Here is a 17,238-nt window from a genome sequence, read left to right on the forward strand (position 1 = left end):
AATTTCACAGTTCCTATCCTTCCTCCATTGTATAAACTTTTCTGTCTATGAGCATTTCCTTTTTCTCAACATACCAATGCGTAAATTAGATGAATCGGGTTATTTCGTATGAAAACAAGCGCCAGAGACGGGTTTGTCCCCCAGCCTTGGCGCTTTTATGGTACAAATCATAGTATCAGGAACCAAATTGGGCAGTATGCAGACGGCTGTATACACCACCCGCCGCAACCAGTTCCTCATGTCTCCCCTGTTCGGTAATGCCTTTTTCTGTCACCACGATAATACGGTCGGCATTTTTGATCGTCGCCAGTCGGTGGGCAATGACCAGTGTCGTCCTTCCGGCAGACAATTCTGCCAGCGATTGCTGAATCGCAGCCTCTGTCTCCGTATCCAGCGCTGAGGTCGCTTCATCCAAAATGAGAATCGGCGGATTTTTCAAGAACATCCGTGCAATCGCCAACCGCTGCTTTTGACCTCCAGACAGCTTTACCCCCCGTTCACCGATCACCGTATCCATTCCTTCCGGCTGCGAACGGATAAAATCATGCAACTGCGCACGCCGCGCAGCCTCCCATATTTCATCTTCCCCGGCATCCAGCTTGCCATACCCGATATTTTCACGAATAGTGCCAGAGAACAGGAACACGTCCTGCTGCACAATCCCAATCTGTCGGCGTAGTGAAATCAGCAACATGCTGCGAATATCCATACCATCTATGGTAATGCTACCACCCTCCACATCGTAAAAACGGGGGAGCAAGCTGCAAATCGTCGTTTTACCCGCCCCTGATGGTCCTACAAAAGCAACCGTTTCACCAGCCTGAATGCTGAGATCAATTCCTTTGAGTACCTTGTCCTTGCCTGCATATCCAAAAGAAACATCGCTATAGCGAATATCTCCTCTCAAATGCTCCACAGCACATGCATCAGGTTCATCTGCCACATCCGGCGCGGTATCCAGCAGATCCGTATAACGCTTGAAGCCTGCAATGCCTTTCGGATAGCTCTCAATAATGGCATTGATTTTATCAATCGGACGGAAAAATACATTAGACAGCAAAATGAACCCGATAAACTGTCCATACGACAGCTCTCCACGAATGACATAATATGCACCAAAAATCAGCACAAACAGCGTAACCATACGGGTCAGCATGTAGCTCATCGACAGTCCGTTGGACATGATTTTATAAGCCATCAGCTTCGCGCCCCGAAATCGGTTGTTGTCCTTGTCAAAGCGAACCTTCTCAAACTGCTCATTACCAAAAGCCTGCACGACACGAATACCGCCAATCGTATTTTCCACACGGGCATTAAAATCTCCCATGCTCGTATACATTGTATCGAAGGCCTTGGTCATCTTTTTGTTAAAATAAATGGACAACCAGATCAGCACCGGAATTACCGCAAAAATCAGCAGCGCCAGCTTCCAGTGAATTGAGCTCATCAGCACAAATGCTCCAATCAGGGTCATAATCGCAATAAACAAATCCTCCGGCCCGTGATGCGCCATTTCGCCAATTTCCATCAAATCATTCGTAATCCGCGACATCAGATTGCCTGTCTTGTTGTTATCAAAAAAACGGAAGGACATTTTTTGCATATGCTCAAACAGCTTCCGCCGCATCGCTGTCTCAATATTGACCCCCAGCATATGACCCCAATAGTTAATAATGTACTGCATCACCGTGTTCACTGCATAGATCGCCAGCAAACCCGCGCAGGCCCACAGAATCAGCTTCAAGTTATTTTGCGGCAATAAGTCGTCTACCACATAATTCACAGCGAGCGGAAACCCCAGCTCCAGCAGCGCAGCAAAAACCGCGCACGAAAAATCTAAAAGAAACAAAGACCGATAAGGTCGATAGTATTCCAAAAAACGGCGTAGCATGCTTCTCCCCATTTCTGTATGTACTCGTTAGCGAACAGGCTTCCAACCGAATAGACAAAAAAATATCCGGCAGGCGCACAATTTGCGTCAGCAGGACATTTTGATTAGAATCGGAGTAGCGGGATTCGAACCCACGACCTCGCCCACCCCAAGGGCGCGCGCTACCTGACTGCGCCATACCCCGATATAACCATTGTATGTAAACCGATGTTGTTATTTTCCATTATAAGGTGACCATAAAATCCTGTAAATCCATTTTTCTAAAAATCACGCAGTTGATCAAAAAGCTCAAACAACAGATCTCTGTCAATGAGAGTTTTTCCTTGCTCACCAAGCTGCTGCTCCACTAGATCCAATAGACCTGACAGCACCATATAGATTTCTTCGACCTCTATTGTTTCGATACACCCGGTACGACGATCCAATTTGTTAAAAGCTTCTGTATATTCCTTCACCAGCGATTTCAATGTTGCATTCACTGTATCGATGTCCATTTGTCCATCCAGTGTTCTTACAGTTGCCAGCATTTTTTTTATACAGTTGGGCGGATTTTTTGGCATTGGCTGCTGTAATCTGCTCGCGTCCATCCCAATCCCGAAACGGATTGTCCAGATTTTCAGCCAGCCATTCCGGTTTGCGTGCTTTGGTAATGGAGAAGTCTAGTCCACGTGGGACTTCTTTTTTGTAAGCAGCCTTAATCAACTTGCCTGCGTCTGCTGGTAAGCTGGTCATCCACAACATGGACAAATGTGGCAATCGGTCTGCTGTGGGTTTCTTTTAGAATCAGTCTCTCTAAGCATGGTGATCTGACAGGCTACATATTGCTGCAATTTGTCCGAGTACACACAATAAATATCTCCAACGGATGGTCTCATCGTAATCTCCTTTATGTAACATGATTCTGTAAAATTTTATTTTTTTAGTATAGCAAAAGATTCTACTGGTGGTTCACTTCTAATCTCAAAAAAGTTGACAACGTTTTCAGATCATGATAACTTATCCGTGAGGCTTGTTACCGGTAATGCGGGCAAAACCACAACGGAGATGATGATGTTTATTTCTGTTGTAGTTTTGCTCTTTTTTATTCCTCAAAATGGGTGGTTCAATGTGATAATTAAACAAATCTTCAACAATAATATTGTCAGTACGGTGGATGATAAAAATCAGGAGCTGCTTATCCTCGGCCGGGGTATCGGCTTTAACTTCCGTGCGGGTGACCCTATTGATGAAAATCGGATCGAGAAAATTTTCCGTCTTCAGGATGCAAATATTTATGAGAAGTTTAAAGCGACTGTCATGGAAGTTCCGATTGATATTTTACAAGTCACCGATGACATTGTTAGTCTGGCGCGCACACAGTTGAACAAAAAAATAAGTGACGGCATCTATGTCTCCCTGTCGGATCATATTCATTTTGCCATACAGCGTATGGAGCATGACATGATCGTACGCAACCCACTATCATGGGAGATTCAGCATTTTTATAAGGCTGAGTATGACGCTGCCAAAGAATCGTTGACGCTTTTGCGCGAACGTCTGGGTATTGAATTCCCTAAGGAAGAAATTTGTAATATTGCCCTTCATTTCGTGAATGCTGAAATTAATGATTCGATGAATGATGTCACTCATATGATGCAGTTGCTTCAGGAGATCATGAACATTATCAAATACCATTTTAATGTGGAATTTGATGAGGACAGTGTGAATTACTTCCGTTTTATTACACATCTCAAATATTTTTGCCAGCGCGTTATTACGCATTCAAGCCATGATGATGCAGAAGAATATTTGTATGAAGTGGTGAAGAAAAATTATGCGGACACTTTTAAATGCATTGGTAAAATCGAAAGATTTATTCAAAAGAACTATAAGTACACTATGACACATTCTGAGCAATTGTACCTGACACTGCATTTGGAGCGTCTCATCAAAAGAAAATAGAATATTTTTCAAGGCTTGTCACTGTTAAATCAGGCAAAACCTGAATGAAAAAGGCTCACGATACGTGGGTCTGCTCATTCGGGTATTTTTTTACCTAAAAATGGGGGAATTCAAGATGGATCAACAGGAAACAGCCCAAAAAATTGTGGCCTCCGTTGGTGGAACAGACAATATTAATTCTGTATATCATTGCGTTACACGCTTGCGCTTTGATCTCAAGGATAACGGCAAGGTAAATCAGGATGAATTAAAGAAGCTGGACAAGGTTATGGGCACAAATGTATCTGGTGATCAATTTCAGGTCATTATCGGCAATGAAGTGGCCACAGTATTCAATGCGATGGCACAGCTATATCCTGTTTTAAAGAGCGACTCCGGCGAAAAGAAACCTTCTGAAAAAAAGAAACAAAATGCTATCTCCAGATTGTTTGAGTTCATTGCAGGTGTATTTGCTCCTATTTTGCCTGCCATTGCCGGTGCAGGTTTGCTCAAAGGTTTGATTGCTTTGCTCGTATCCGTGGGCTGGCTTACAGCGGGCACGGATACGTATCGAATTATCTCAGCGATCGGAGACGGAGTCTTTTATTTTCTGCCGCTGCTTATTGCTGTGAGTGCCGCCCGAAAATTCGGTTGTAACCCTTATGTCGCCGTTGCCGTCAGTGCAGCACTCATGTACCCGGACATGGGAACGTTATTATCGAGTGGTCAAGCTGTTTCTTTTATCGGTATTCCGGTTACTGCCGTTACCTATGCGTCCTCCGTTATCCCTATACTTCTGGCCATTTGGCTGATGTCTTATATCGAAAAAGGCGTAGATCGTATCATTCCTTCTTCTTTTAAGCTATTACTTGTCCCATTGATTACGATGCTCATTGTCGTTCCGGTTACATTGATCGCTATTGGACCGCTGGGTACTCTGATCGGTAATGGATTGTCAGGCGGTATTAATTGGCTGATTTCCGAAGGCGGCTTGTTCGCAGGTATTATTTTGGGCGGAGCTATGGCGTTGATCGTGATGACAGGCATGCACTATGCGCTAGTTCCAGTCATAATCAGTAATTTGGCGAAACTGGGTTTTGACAAGTTTCTGCCGCTGACCTACATCTCCAATATGGGGCAGGCAGGAGCAACCATGGGAGTATTCTTCCGTGCAAAGAATAAGAAGCTGAAATCTGTAGCATTTTCTACAAGCCTGACAGCACTTATGGGTGTCACCGAGCCTGCTATGTATGGGGTTAATATGAGATATAAACGGCCTTTTGTAGCGGGTATGATCGGTAGTGCCGCTGGTGGTGGCTTCTCCCTTGCCTTTGGTGCGAATGCCTATGTACTGGCGGGCAACGGCGGGATTCCGGGGCTACCTGCACTGATTGGACCGACATTCTGGTATGCATTTGGCGGTATGGTAATCGCATTCGTTGTAGCCACAATCGCAGCTATACTGATGGGGATTAACGAAGAACCGAGCGACGAAGCTTTGCAAACCACGAGCGAAACGGCTGTCTCTCCAGCAAACCGTGACAGCTCAACGGATTCCTCTAATGAGGTACAGGAAGATGTAAATATTCCCGCTTCGAATGAGACGATCTATGCTCCAATGACAGGTCGATCGATTCCACTAAAGGAAGTGAATGATCCGACATTTGGTGACGAATTGATGGGTAAAGGCGTGGCCTTTGTTCCTGCCATTGGCGAGTTGTCCTCACCTGTAAGCGGCACCGTGCTGAATGTGTTCAAAACGAAGCACGCCATGGTTATTCGCAGCAACGACGGTGCAGAGCTGCTCATCCACGTAGGCATCAATACCGTTAAACTTCGCGGGCAGTTTTTTGAGGCTCATGTTCAGGCTGGTGATGTAGTTCAAGCAGGCGATAAGCTGCTCACGTTTGATCTGGAGCATATCGCAAAAGAATATGATATCACAACAGCCATGGTTGTCACCAATACAAGCGACTATCAATCTGTTTTTCCAATCAAGCTGGGGGATATCATCATGAAGGAACCCGTACTGAAGGTAGAAATCTAAAAAACGATAAAGGAGCTCACACTTATGAGTAAAGCACAAGTATTTCCCGAGAACTTTCTATGGGGAGGCGCTATCGCCGCCAATCAAGCGGAAGGCGCATTTGACGCAGACGGCAAAGGCTTGTCTACCGCAGATATGGTTCCTTATTATAAGAAAAAAGATTATGCCAATCTTAGTGCCCTCATGCACGTATCCAGTGAAATGATCGCAGAGGCTATGGAAACAAAAACAGCTGAGGGTTATCCGAAGCGTTATGGAATTGATTTTTACCATCATTTTAGAGAAGATATTGCGTTATTTGCCGAGATGGGCTTCAAAACATTCCGCCTCTCCATTAACTGGAGCCGCATTTTCCCCAATGGAGATAATCAGGAGCCGAATGAAGCTGGCCTACAGTTCTATGACAATGTTTTTGACGAGCTACACAAATACGGTATCGAACCTCTGGTTACGCTATCCCATTATGAAATGCCAATGACGCTGGTATTGAATTATGGCGGATGGAAAAACAGAAAGGTCATTTCGTTCTTTGTGAAGTATGCCGAGACCGTTATGAACAGATATCAGAATAAAGTAAAATACTGGCTGACGTTCAATGAAATCAATACAACCCTTATTGAACCGTTCACAGGCGGCGGAATTGTTGGGGACAAGGAAAATAATCTGCTGCAAGCGTCCTATCAGGCATTACACCATCAGTTCGTCGCCAGCAGCCTGGTAACTAAAAGAGCACGTGAAATCAATCCGGCGTTCCAAATCGGCTGTATGCTAGCCAGAATGATCCATTATCCAGCTACGAGCAGCCCGGAAGATGTACAGCAAGCTCAGATCGACAATCAGATGAACCTGCTTCACACCGATGTCCAGGTACGCGGTAGCTACCCGCCAATCATCAAGCGTTATTTTGAGGATCATCAAATTCATATCGCAAAAGAAACAGAAGACGAGCAGATTTTGAAAGAAAATACTGTCGACTTTATTTCCTTCAGCTATTATACATCCCTCGTCTCCACTACAACGCCGGAGAAGTATGGAGTTACTGGAGGTAACCTGTACAGTACCGTCAAAAATCCAAATCTGAAGGTGACGGAATGGGGCTGGCAGTTAGACCCGATTGGCTTGAGAACGGTTTTGAAAGAATTGTATGATCGTTATCAATTGCCTTTGTTTGTGGTAGAAAATGGGCTGGGAGCCAAGGATACTGTCGAAAAAGACGGCTCCATTATAGATGATTACCGGATTGACTATTTCAGACAGCATATTGAACAACTAAAAGAAGCTATCCTGGATGGCGTTGAGGTGATCGGCTACACCAGTTGGGGGGCCATTGATATCATCAGTGCATCCACTTCAGAAATGTCCAAACGTTACGGATTTATTTATGTGGATCAGGACGACGAAGGCCACGGAACCCTTAACCGCAAAAAGAAGAAAAGCTTTGACTGGTATAAAAAAGTAATCGCCACAAATGGCGAGGATTTAGCTTAATTTAGATTAGGGACTGCCCTCCATTTGTGAGTCAGGAATCAAACACCTGGCAAGTTAACCAGCCAGTCGTCGGATATCAACCGACGGCTGGTTATTTAGTTTATGCTGCACTTTAATGTGACATTAAAGTCACTTTTCTGTACAATATTCCTACTTTTCACTATTATTTTAATTAGGCATCTAAAAACCGCTTTGAAAGCGAAAGGGATGGAACTGTGACTGGATTAAAACAAGTACTCAGAAACAAGAATTATGTCAGGCTTTTTCTGGCAACGTTCGCCTCACAAATGGGAGGAGTTATTGGGGTTACTGCATTCATGTTTTATTTGTTGAAACGGTTTACGAATCAGCCATACTATGCAACGCTTGCCGAGTTAATGTATTCGCTCCCGATGCTGGCAGTATTTCTCGTAGTTGGAGTACTTGCAGATCGGATGGACCGACAAAAAATCGCTGTTAATTGTGACTGGATCAGCGCTTTATTATCCTTATGTTTGCTCATTTTTATTTGGGTTGATTCTATTCCTTTGATATTTGCCTTCCTCTTCATCCGTAGTGCTGCTTCCAAATTTTTTTTCCCAGCCGAAAGTGCCCTTATACAGGGAATCTTAAGCAAAGATGATTACACCATTGCAGCAGGCCTCAATCAAATGATAGGGAGTCTTTTCATGTTATTTGGAGCAACTCTGGGGGCCGTCGTTTACTGGCATTTTGGAATTACTGGAGCCATCCTAATTGATGCTGTTTCTTTTATTGTTTCTGCATTGCTTATTCGTTCCTGCAAAATTCAAAAGGAAGTACGCCTTCCGAACGGGGCACATCAATTTAAACAATTAAAATTCAAACTGGTCATGCATGACTTTAAACAAGGGTTTCTTTACATATTACGCAACAGACTATTGATTTGGTTGGTTTCAGGCTTTTTTATGTTCGGTATTTTAAATGGGGGATTTAGCGTTTTACCGATGTTTATTCTTAAATATAAGCTAGCTCCAGACAACTATGAGCAGTATATGGTATGGACAAGTATTATTTTTGGATCAGGTGTGTTGCTTGGCACCTTAATTGCTTCTCTTATCTCCGCCAAGCTAAAGCTACACCAGATGATTGCAGCGGGAGTTCTGGTCGCCGGAATTGGTATATGCATACTTGGATTTGTTAATGACCTTTATGTTTTTTTGATTATCGACTTCGCCATTGCACTGGTACTTCCGTTCATTAATATTGGCATAGGAGGATGGCTGCCTTGTATTGTAGATCCTCAAATGATGGGACGTGTGCAAGGTTTAATTAATCCGTTAATGATGCTGTCCCAATCTCTTACATTGGGTTTCATTGCTGTAAGCTTTCCTTCATTTATTTCAATTGAAGTCTTGTTTTTATTAGTTGGGGTCTGTACCGTTATTGTAGGAATATACTACACTATTGTGCTCCCCCGTTATGCTGATTACGACACTTCTTCTACAGATCTTCAGGAATCTTTATAGTAGATTAAAAGAGTCCTAAGTTGAATTGCCACTTCTGTCTCCGTATCTAGTGCAGAGGTGGCTTCATCATAGCTCCCCTCAAATGCTCCACAAGCACGTACATTATGGTAGATACAAAAGTTAAGAGGTCAAAAACAGAGGTCATAGGAGCTAACCATGCAAAGCAAAAAAGTGTTTATACCAGTTGTATTACTTCTTTTAATACAGTTAAGCGTTCCCGTCTGCTATACCTTTGCACAGGATAACCTTGTCATAGATCATGAAATGAAGGAGAGAATCATAGAGCAATATGGCTTGGAGGAGCCTCAGTCACCTACATTAGGGCAGCAGCAAAACATATTATTGGGGGGTGATTGGGGTTTTACTCCTTCTGTTGGTGCTGTTGTGCTGGAATTGACCATATTGGCTCGCAATCCACTCGTATTTATCAGTCAGAAACTGGTATATTCGCTGAAATGATAAGCTTTTTTTCTATTCGGTAAGTTCCATGATATAGACATAAGGATCATTTATTTCGTAGCAAGTTGTCTGTCGCTGGAGTCACTTCATCCTTCTTATTGAAAAGGTTTAATTCAATGGGGCCCCTACCATGTAGCCACAGCAGTTCATCGAATAAAAATGTCAGCCCATCCTTGGCGCGTAAGCGTTCGATGATCTCCGTGACAACTTGCAGAACTTCCCCTTCTACGCCCTCTGCCAGTTGCAGCCCTCCGCTCTCTCCATCCAAGTAAAGATGTGTATGATACGTTTGTTCAACCTTCTTTACATGGCGCAAGCACAGTATGCCATTTTCGAGGTAAAAGAAATATTGACGGTTATACAGAACCCCTTCGCATATCTCATACATATGAGGGTAATCATACGGCCCTTGCACCATGGAGACCCGCTCCAATCCCATTACTGATTCTGTCATACATCCTCGCTCCATTTCTTTGTCCATTTATCACAGCTTAGTTCGATGAAATATTAACCTGTATTACAATTTATCCATTTTAAAAACCACTCAAATTAATTTAAAAACGTTGTTATATGCATTTTATGAGGAAGCTCCTATACAGTTTTTAAGCCTCCTCACGCATTTATTTGTTTAGGATTTTCAAAATCGTAACTGTTGCTAATTTTAAAACATTTTGATACTATGAAGGCATCAACTTAGTTTACTTATAATCTTGTTAACTAGATTACTTATCTACAAGTATAAACTTCTTTTTCATGCATGTCAACTAGTTTACTTAATTACTTTGGAGGAATTGTTGTGATCAGATTTTCTCTTGATAAAATCATGAAGGATCGTGGACTGGAACAAAAAGATATTGTTTCTATTACGGGAATTAATCGAAATACGGTTAAAGCTTTGGCCTCCAACGCAAACGCCCGGATTGACTTCCCAACCTTGAATACACTTTGTAGAACCCTTGGCGTACTCCCTGGTGAACTAATCGAATACTTGCCAGAAGACGACGAAGAGAGCCGTTAAACATGCTTACGGCTCTCTGTTCTTTATATAATATTCAAATTTTTTACCGATCTGCCCACTCAATTAGATTCGATCATCGTTAAACCCTTCCTATCAGCGATTTCAAATAAACTCTTCCCACATATGATAAATGTCAAATAAAGCATTAGGGTTACGTTGTCCCTTTAATACTGCAAACATTTTATTCAATACAATTCTGATCACATCCATATCTTTTTGCTTAGTCATACCAGTGATAACAGGGCGATTTACGCTAACATAAGACTTAGGTTTAAAAACAACTCCCCAGTCCAACCCACTGTGATTACTTTTCACAACCTCTCCTAGATAAATACCAATATCCAGTGTAATGGCTTGAGATTTTATGTCGAGTTTTTTTCGTATATATAGCTCTTCAACCATTCTTCGGTTTTTGAATACTCCTCTTCTAATTCTGACGTACTTTTGTTTTGAATCTGTACATTTCTTAGATACCATTCCCAAATATCTATAAGTGAGCGATGACTATATTCCAGATGTATCTGTGAAAATGCGCCAAGTTGCTCTAAACGCGTAGGTATTTGTTGTTTAAACCAATTAAAATGTTCTTTCGCTTCGTTTTTACTCATTTCTGAGTATTCTTTCATTACAAAAGGTGGAAGCATTAATTCATAGTCCATTTCAAAAATCCCTTCTTGCTTTATTATCTTATTTGTAGAAAAATTTCACGTTGACACCACCTGTTATCAAGATTGTTAATAGATCCATAAAATATTGCTGTGGTGAACATCGATTGTACATCTCTTTTGGAATCCACTCTTCCTCATATCTTTTCAAAAAGTAATGCGCGTTTTGCCAATGGATCGTGAACGGTGCTATAGCGCCAAAACCTCCACAGAGACAGTCCGATAGACTGTCCAAATTAAATCCATAATACCCACCATGTCCATTAATAGCTTCACCCAATGCTATAAAAAATGTTGTAAAATCAGATATGTATTCGCCGTCTAAGGTGTAGACTTCTCCTCGTTTATCCAGTCTGGAAGAATGAGAATGATTAGGTGCAGAATGTATTCTAGTCACGTTTAGCCACCCGGATCGCTCTCCTTTAGAGAAGCTTTTCCATATATTATTTTCAAGCGGCAGAGCTCCCTTTAAAAGCTCCCATAATCTTAATTCCACAGGGGAGGGCTTCGTTTCAAGTATACCTGTTAACTCCAGATTGAAGTTCCCTTTATTGTACTTTAGTTTATGGATTATGTAGGATTCAGGTAGGTGATAATAATAGCTTCCAATGACTTTTTCTTCATCATTTAAAATAGCAATGTACAAGTTGTATACAGATTGTTTTGTCATTGTTATGTTTCCTATGAATTCCTCATTAAAAACAAATTGCTGAAAAATGACCTTTTCATACGTTTCGACAATGATATCACCCGTTAAGCCAACCACATCTCTACAATAACCAACCGTAAGCCCACTTTCAGCGTCAATGACAGCAAATCTCGGCCTCATTTTATATCATATCTCCTCACAATTGTATATGCAATTACAATGATGATTACAAATAAAATAGCTTTTTTTCACCACTCCAACCAGACCTCTCTAATAAAGAATTATATAAAAAGCCCTAAAGATTCTAGCAAAAAGTCACGCTTATATTTGTTTTTATGATCGTCTAGCTTTCTTCTTATCATTTGTTTGCATCTGTCCTTTTGAGCCTCGGAAATTTTATCTTGCATGTTACTTATCAGCTGATAAGATTGTCTACTTGCTTCAAAGGTATCATCCAATAAGTCTACCAGCGCCACAACATGAGTAGATACATCAAAAGATTCTAGAGCATATAGCAGTGTTCCTCTGTTCCCCTTAGTCTTTGGATTTCTTATCAAATTGATAAGTGGTAACACCGCCTCACTGTCTCCTAGATCAGCTAACGTAATAGCGATTACATTCCTCAGTAATACACTATCTGTCGTTGCCAAATATCTTAATAATATTGGAGTGAATGTATGATCCAGCTTTTCACCTACATCCTCTATAATCCTTATCGCTTCCTTTAAATCTCCACTTCCTATGACTTCTTCTAATCGCATTTTGTTCATATTTTACCATCCCACCTTATTACAATGTATATAACCCCAATCTTAATACAATTCAACAATTTACATATGATAACAATCCTATGTCTCTTTTGTATATAGCGAACATTGTCGAGACCCTAAAGAAATATCCACCCATTGATTTTAAATAAACAAAGTGTTATATTGTCTATAAAATAATCAACATTTAATCGAGGTGTTTGTTAATATGGATCATTCTGAACTATTCTGGAATGCTGGAATTGAGGAGCTGAAGCGTGGGTATATCCGTCAGGAAGAACAGGTGATTTGTCTGCTGGACGGACAGCGCTACGAACAGGGAATCGTATATCAGGATCAAGGGGTATTTTATGACGCGGAGCGGTATATGCGTCTTCATATTGAGCGGACGTACGGTTCGGTCTTTGACTATTTGATTGGACTGGACAAAAAACTGACCGGGCTGACGGATCATCAGAATCGATTGCTCCAGTTATTTTATCAAGGCATGAGCGATGCGGATATTCAAAAGGAAACCGGAATCGGCAGTGCATCCACCATCCGCAATCATCGCTTTGGTCTCAAAGAAAAGGAACGTCAGGCCAAGGTATTTCTCACCTTGATGGAGCTGTTAAAGGAAAAAGACCGCCACGCTTCCGCTATCGTCGAAGTGCCGGTACGGGCACGGATGGTGGATGAACGCTACAACATTACCGAAGACGAAAGACAAAAGGTTTTGGCAAAATATTTTCCAGATGGTACACAAGGTCGCCTAAAAACCTTCAAAATGCAGGAAAAGCATAAGTTGATTGTACTGCGTGAAATTGTGGGACGTTTTGAGGAAGGACGGACGTATCATGAGAAGGATATTAATGCCATTTTGCAGGAAGTGTATGACGATTATGTCACGGTACGAAGATATATGATTGAATATAGTCTACTGGATCGCAAACCGGATGGCAGTGAATATTGGTTGAAGGAATCTTGAAGCACGATATTTGTAAATTAGGAGGACTCAAAATGAATCGAAGAAAAGAACTGGTGCAGCAGTATATGGAGATCAAGACAGAAGCCGGAATCTACTGTATTCGCAATACACACAACGGAAAAATTTTTGTCGCTGGCACACCAAATTTAAAATCACTGAACGGTCGTCGGTTTGAGTTGCAAATGGGAGCTTGTAAGAACAAGCAATTGCAACAGGACTGGAATGAGTATGGCGAAGATGCGTTTGAGTTTGAGGTGCTGGAACTTTTGAAGAAAAAAGATTCGGAATTCTTCGATGTCAAAGATGCGCTGGCCAAGCTGGAGCAGATCTGGCTTGATCGGCTCCAGCCTTACGGAGAAAAGGGATATTTGTAAAATTACCGATCCGCACAATATTCTTCTCGAAGTATGGCAAAAATAACAGCGTCGACAAACTGGCCTTTTTCATAAAAATAGTCTCTCAAGTGACCCTCTTCGGTAAAACCACTTTTGAGCAGCAATCGTCTGGAGCCTTCGTTATCCGGATCAATGAAGGCTTCGATACGGTGAACCTGCGGCAAATGAAATCCATAATGAATCACTGCCTTCATCGCTTCTGCCATCAAGCCCTGTCGCCAGTATTCGGGTGCCAGCTCATAGCCAATTTCAATACGGGAATGCTTCTTGTGCCAGTTATGAAATCCAATAGTACCAACTACACGTTCAGGAGCTTCTCTTAACGTAATCCCCCAACGAAAGCCCTCTTGCTTTTCATATTTGGATTGCATGGAACGAATAAAATGTTCTGCTTGCTTTACCTCCGTAAAGCTTTCCAGATCATAATATTTTGTAACCTCATCTTTGGAGAAATAGGCAAACACATCCTTCGCGTCCCCCAACGTAAGCTGTCTTAAATGCAAGCGGCTGCTTTCCAGCACCGGAGATATTTCCTTTGTCATCATCTATCTCCTTCCTCATATATGATACTAATTCATCAGCCACCAGCCGATTCCGACCATCACCCCATTGATTAAAAATAATAAAATACATGCCTTCCACTTGTTTATACCACTTGTTTGGAAAAATCCAGTCACTGTACTACGGCACATAAATACCGTAAACAGCAAATTCCAAACAATACGCATGCCATACTTTACATAGTATAGGTCAGGACTTAGATGTACGCCCCCCAAAATTGGAGGTACATTCGGAATAAACAGGATCGCACACGTATAGCGCATCGTTTCATATGTAAAATAAAATACAGCCAGCCACCAGGCCCACTTCTTACCAAATAACATACCAACACCGGCAGTTGCCCCTGACAAACCGAGCAAAGCGATAAACCCTTGAAACATGCCCCTGCAAATTCCCACCAACGTAGAAGCCTCATTCAACGCATTAAGCGTCAACAGCTGTGTCACCAGCAGAAGAGCTCCATTAAAAATCAATAAAATAGCTGCAATACTTACACCTAAAGGCCGCTCAAAAACTACATTCGTTACATAGTCTTCTACTTCTTTTTTCGTATACAAATCCGACACTTCTTCTACTCTCCTAACCCAATCATATACATCCATTTTCGGACGGGTATAATAACAGTGTGTTTTCGCCTCATTCAGATATATCGGCTTTTAGGAAAATATGGTTTAGATCGTTAACAGAATCCCAAATAGAGTAATATCTAACCTTATACTACCATTCCAAGATGAGCTCTGACAAATAAAAGGATTAAAGTCCCACCTTCTTCCTTGGTCATTCTCCAAGTGATCATAGCTGAGTTGCCAAACATTTGGGTATGCCCAAATCTAAAATAATGAAGGACATTATTATGACTGTAACCGCCGGGACAATGGGAATGGTGGTATACGGATGGTCATTTTACGAATGGATTATTTTTCGTAGCTAGTTTTCATATAGATGTGGACGCACAAGGAGTGAATAAGCCATTGAAATCTTTGTAGATTCTGAATCCAATCATGGCTTTGGGGTACATCTTACATTGGAAAAACGGGTCCCTTCCTATCGTCCGGGAACGGGTTACTGGGAAACGAATGGAGCATTCTTCACCTGGTTCTGTGCAGTACCGAGCGGTAAATTTGCAGGTACGATGACGGTGGAAGATCATACTCAGGAAGTCGAAGGCAGTGGCTACCATGATCATAATTGGGGGAATATGCTCATCTTCAGTGATCATATGAATAAAGGCATGGACCGTAAGTGCGTATTTCTCCAAGGGGTCAAGCTCTTTACTCAGTACGTTATTCAGTAATTCGTGTATATTTCCGATTAAGCCCTTATATAGATGAAGCAAAATATCTTCTTTTTTCTTAAAATAATAGTACAGATGGCCTCGTCCAATCTGCGCCGCTTCTGCAATTTGCCGAATGGTGGTGATGCTGTAGCCTTGGGACATGAATAATTCAGTTGCTTTTCTTTAAAATGGGTTCAATCCAAAAGCTCTTGCAGCGCCTGTTTATACTTTGCTATTCGTGCTGTATCCTTCTCCGTGGGATGAGGGATGCGATCCAGATTCATATTTTCCTGAATATCCGCTATTTTCACCGCTCTGGACAATGGATTGTTTTTGGCTCGCCGTATAAAATCGCTGTATTCCTCTCCCTCGTTCCGAGTGAGCCCTTCCACCGCTTCAATGATGTGGTTGCCAAAGCCCGCTTCTTTCAGTTGATCCGCTGCGACCTCTGTATCCTCCAGCACATCATGCAGCACGGCAACTATTTTTTCATCCATACGCTCTACACGGTTCATGACCTGAAGCGGGTGGAAAATATAAGGCTGACCGCCCTTGTCCGTCTGTCCCTGGTGAGCCTGTGCGGCAATTGCAATCGCTGTTTCGATGTTCATTGTGCGCCCCTCCATACTCTGCTTTTACCTTTAATCACCCTTTAGCTATTAAGAATTAGCACTTACGAACGTAATCGTGTTATTTTCGTGGCTTCATAACCTTTAGATGACTGGATATGTTCTACTTGATAACCGGTTCGGATATCCAAAAACTTTTCCATAAAAGGAAGACACGGACTGTAAATAAAGCTTCCTCCCGGCTGGATTGCCCTAAGCAATTCCATATATTTGTGGGCGTATTCGTGAATATTGCCGTCAGCTTTCAGATGATGATGTATAAAATGATTGGAGAACGCCATATGAGAGATAATTGTTCCCCATGCGCCTTCCTTGAAGGTTGTCTCCAACCAATCTCCCTGAGTAACACCTGTTCCCTTTTCAGCCAACCGATCTGTCCCATAAGCCTCGATCCCAAGGGAACGCAAATAGCCGACCAGCCGTGCCTCTGATCCGCAGCCCACATCGAGAACAGGCTCCTGCAAACGAGCAACGTCCAGACCAAGCAGCTTTGCTTGCAATTTAGGCGTGTATTCCTCACAAGGTATCCAAAAAGTATATTCATTCTCTGCATACTTGGCAAACATCGTCTGTCCGTTGGTACGAATTAGAAAATCTCTTAAATGCCCGTAATGCTGTTGTAGCAGTAAATTTAGTATTCTCTCATTCATAACCTGGTTTTGGAACAGCTTTTGAATCCGGGTGAAAAGTCGATCATACAATTGCGTAAGCTCATCAAGATGGTCGGAGTGAAAATGAATATACTGATTGACGCTCACAAACTGGTGCAGTGTTTTTGCCGCTACGCCCGTGACAAAAGCGGTATATTCATGCTGCCGTTTCAAGCTTTGGAGCATAAGGAGCAGTTCCGGGCTTCTCTGTGTCAGCCAATACGTCATTTCCGGTGAAGGTCCCATCAGGGCGTTCCCGTCATGCATATAAAACAAACTCCGATGCTGATTATAGAGGATTTGACCATCAATGAGTCTGTTCAACTGGGCAACCGTCATTAGCGTTTCCTCCCGTGGCTCAAGTTAAAT

At 42.2% G+C, this 17,238-nt stretch carries 21 protein-coding genes, 1 tRNA gene and 1 pseudogene; 9 read left to right on the plus strand and 14 right to left on the minus strand.

From position 1 onward, the window contains the following. Positions 1-175 precede the first annotated feature (175 nt). From ACQ4MX_RS06470 to ACQ4MX_RS06485, 4 genes are all read right to left on the minus strand, one after another. The gene (locus ACQ4MX_RS06470; RefSeq protein ID WP_431089819.1) at positions 176-1,891 is read right to left on the minus strand and encodes an ABC transporter ATP-binding protein; all 1,716 of its coding nucleotides are present in this window, start codon (positions 1,889-1,891) and stop codon (positions 176-178) included. Positions 1,892-2,001: 110 nt separating this feature from the next. Beyond that, positions 2,002-2,075, minus strand: a tRNA-Pro gene (locus ACQ4MX_RS06475). 76 nt (positions 2,076-2,151) lie between these two features. Then, positions 2,152-2,316 carry a hypothetical protein gene (locus tag ACQ4MX_RS06480; RefSeq protein WP_431089820.1) on the minus strand — a complete coding sequence of 55 codons (165 nt, stop codon included), beginning with the start codon at positions 2,314-2,316 and terminating at the stop codon, positions 2,152-2,154. A 4-nt stretch (positions 2,317-2,320) separates the two neighbouring features. Next, a complete protein-coding gene (locus tag ACQ4MX_RS06485; protein WP_431089821.1) occupies positions 2,321-2,638 on the minus strand; it encodes a hypothetical protein in 318 nt (105 codons plus the stop codon). Positions 2,639-2,998: 360 nt separating this feature from the next. Here ACQ4MX_RS06485 and licT point away from each other — a divergent pair, with 360 nt between their 5' ends. The 5 genes from licT (at position 2,999) to ACQ4MX_RS06510 (ending at position 9,292) form a co-directional block, all read left to right on the plus strand. Then, entirely contained in the window at positions 2,999-3,832 is an 834-nt protein-coding gene (gene licT, locus ACQ4MX_RS06490) for a BglG family transcription antiterminator LicT (RefSeq protein WP_431089822.1), read from the plus strand. A gap of 115 nt (positions 3,833-3,947) precedes the next feature. Further along, entirely contained in the window at positions 3,948-5,858 is a 1,911-nt protein-coding gene (locus ACQ4MX_RS06495; RefSeq protein WP_431089823.1) for a beta-glucoside-specific PTS transporter subunit IIABC, read from the plus strand. 24 nt (positions 5,859-5,882) lie between these two features. Further along, complete coding sequence (locus tag ACQ4MX_RS06500) at positions 5,883-7,346, plus strand: glycoside hydrolase family 1 protein (RefSeq protein WP_431089824.1); 1,464 nt, start codon at positions 5,883-5,885, stop codon at positions 7,344-7,346. Between the two features lie 215 nt (positions 7,347-7,561). Beyond that, complete coding sequence (locus ACQ4MX_RS06505) at positions 7,562-8,833, plus strand: MFS transporter (protein ID WP_431089825.1); 1,272 nt, start codon at positions 7,562-7,564, stop codon at positions 8,831-8,833. Positions 8,834-8,989: 156 nt separating this feature from the next. Then, complete coding sequence (locus tag ACQ4MX_RS06510; protein WP_431089826.1) at positions 8,990-9,292, plus strand: hypothetical protein; 303 nt, start codon at positions 8,990-8,992, stop codon at positions 9,290-9,292. Between the two features lie 46 nt (positions 9,293-9,338). Here ACQ4MX_RS06510 and ACQ4MX_RS06515 read toward each other — a convergent pair whose 3' ends face one another. Next, positions 9,339-9,746 (minus strand): hypothetical protein, encoded by a 408-nt coding sequence (locus tag ACQ4MX_RS06515; RefSeq protein ID WP_431089827.1) that lies wholly within the window; start codon positions 9,744-9,746, stop codon positions 9,339-9,341. A 342-nt stretch (positions 9,747-10,088) separates the two neighbouring features. Between ACQ4MX_RS06515 and ACQ4MX_RS06520 the strand changes: the two genes are divergently transcribed. After that, positions 10,089-10,310: a helix-turn-helix domain-containing protein gene (locus ACQ4MX_RS06520; RefSeq protein ID WP_010349271.1), complete on the plus strand. Its 222-nt coding sequence runs from the start codon at positions 10,089-10,091 to the stop codon at positions 10,308-10,310. A gap of 102 nt (positions 10,311-10,412) precedes the next feature. On the opposite strand, the gene ACQ4MX_RS06525 is transcribed toward ACQ4MX_RS06520, so the two are convergent. The 4 genes from ACQ4MX_RS06525 to ACQ4MX_RS06540 all read right to left on the minus strand — a co-directional run bounded on the left by ACQ4MX_RS06525 (position 10,413) and on the right by ACQ4MX_RS06540 (position 12,394). Then, positions 10,413-10,625, minus strand: coding sequence for a hypothetical protein (locus tag ACQ4MX_RS06525; RefSeq protein WP_431089828.1), 213 nt, complete (start codon positions 10,623-10,625; stop codon positions 10,413-10,415). Positions 10,626-10,672: 47 nt separating this feature from the next. After that, positions 10,673-10,969 (minus strand): hypothetical protein, encoded by a 297-nt coding sequence (locus tag ACQ4MX_RS06530; RefSeq protein ID WP_431089829.1) that lies wholly within the window; start codon positions 10,967-10,969, stop codon positions 10,673-10,675. 28 nt (positions 10,970-10,997) lie between these two features. Continuing rightward, positions 10,998-11,804: a barstar family protein gene (locus tag ACQ4MX_RS06535; RefSeq protein ID WP_431089830.1), complete on the minus strand. Its 807-nt coding sequence runs from the start codon at positions 11,802-11,804 to the stop codon at positions 10,998-11,000. Positions 11,805-11,905: 101 nt separating this feature from the next. Next, on the minus strand, positions 11,906-12,394 hold the full coding sequence (locus ACQ4MX_RS06540) for a HEAT repeat domain-containing protein (RefSeq protein WP_431089831.1): 489 nt from the start codon (positions 12,392-12,394) through the stop codon (positions 11,906-11,908). Positions 12,395-12,599: 205 nt separating this feature from the next. Here ACQ4MX_RS06540 and ACQ4MX_RS06545 point away from each other — a divergent pair, with 205 nt between their 5' ends. Then, positions 12,600-13,358 carry a DUF2087 domain-containing protein gene (locus ACQ4MX_RS06545; RefSeq protein ID WP_431089832.1) on the plus strand — a complete coding sequence of 253 codons (759 nt, stop codon included), beginning with the start codon at positions 12,600-12,602 and terminating at the stop codon, positions 13,356-13,358. A gap of 32 nt (positions 13,359-13,390) precedes the next feature. Next, positions 13,391-13,732 (plus strand): GIY-YIG nuclease family protein, encoded by a 342-nt coding sequence (locus ACQ4MX_RS06550; protein ID WP_134910597.1) that lies wholly within the window; start codon positions 13,391-13,393, stop codon positions 13,730-13,732. A gap of 2 nt (positions 13,733-13,734) precedes the next feature. On the opposite strand, the gene ACQ4MX_RS06555 is transcribed toward ACQ4MX_RS06550, so the two are convergent. After that, positions 13,735-14,295, minus strand: coding sequence for a GNAT family N-acetyltransferase (locus tag ACQ4MX_RS06555; RefSeq protein WP_431091264.1), 561 nt, complete (start codon positions 14,293-14,295; stop codon positions 13,735-13,737). A 27-nt stretch (positions 14,296-14,322) separates the two neighbouring features. Continuing rightward, a complete protein-coding gene (locus tag ACQ4MX_RS06560; RefSeq protein WP_431089833.1) occupies positions 14,323-14,880 on the minus strand; it encodes a hypothetical protein in 558 nt (185 codons plus the stop codon). Between the two features lie 458 nt (positions 14,881-15,338). Here ACQ4MX_RS06560 and ACQ4MX_RS06565 point away from each other — a divergent pair, with 458 nt between their 5' ends. Continuing rightward, positions 15,339-15,608, plus strand: coding sequence for a hypothetical protein (locus ACQ4MX_RS06565; protein WP_431089834.1), 270 nt, complete (start codon positions 15,339-15,341; stop codon positions 15,606-15,608). A gap of 45 nt (positions 15,609-15,653) precedes the next feature. Here ACQ4MX_RS06565 and ACQ4MX_RS06570 read toward each other — a convergent pair. The 3 genes and pseudogenes from ACQ4MX_RS06570 to ACQ4MX_RS06580 form a co-directional block, all read right to left on the minus strand. Next, positions 15,654-15,758: pseudogene (locus ACQ4MX_RS06570) on the minus strand (helix-turn-helix domain-containing protein); the annotation flags it as partial. A gap of 26 nt (positions 15,759-15,784) precedes the next feature. Beyond that, positions 15,785-16,201 carry an HD domain-containing protein gene (locus ACQ4MX_RS06575; RefSeq protein ID WP_431089835.1) on the minus strand — a complete coding sequence of 139 codons (417 nt, stop codon included), beginning with the start codon at positions 16,199-16,201 and terminating at the stop codon, positions 15,785-15,787. Positions 16,202-16,263: 62 nt separating this feature from the next. Further along, entirely contained in the window at positions 16,264-17,208 is a 945-nt protein-coding gene (locus tag ACQ4MX_RS06580) for a class I SAM-dependent methyltransferase (protein WP_431089836.1), read from the minus strand. Positions 17,209-17,238: the final 30 nt, after the last annotated feature.

The sequence above is a fragment of the Paenibacillus sp. 8b26 genome (assembly GCF_050626875.1).
Classification (GTDB): Bacteria; Bacillota; Bacilli; order Paenibacillales; family Paenibacillaceae; genus Paenibacillus.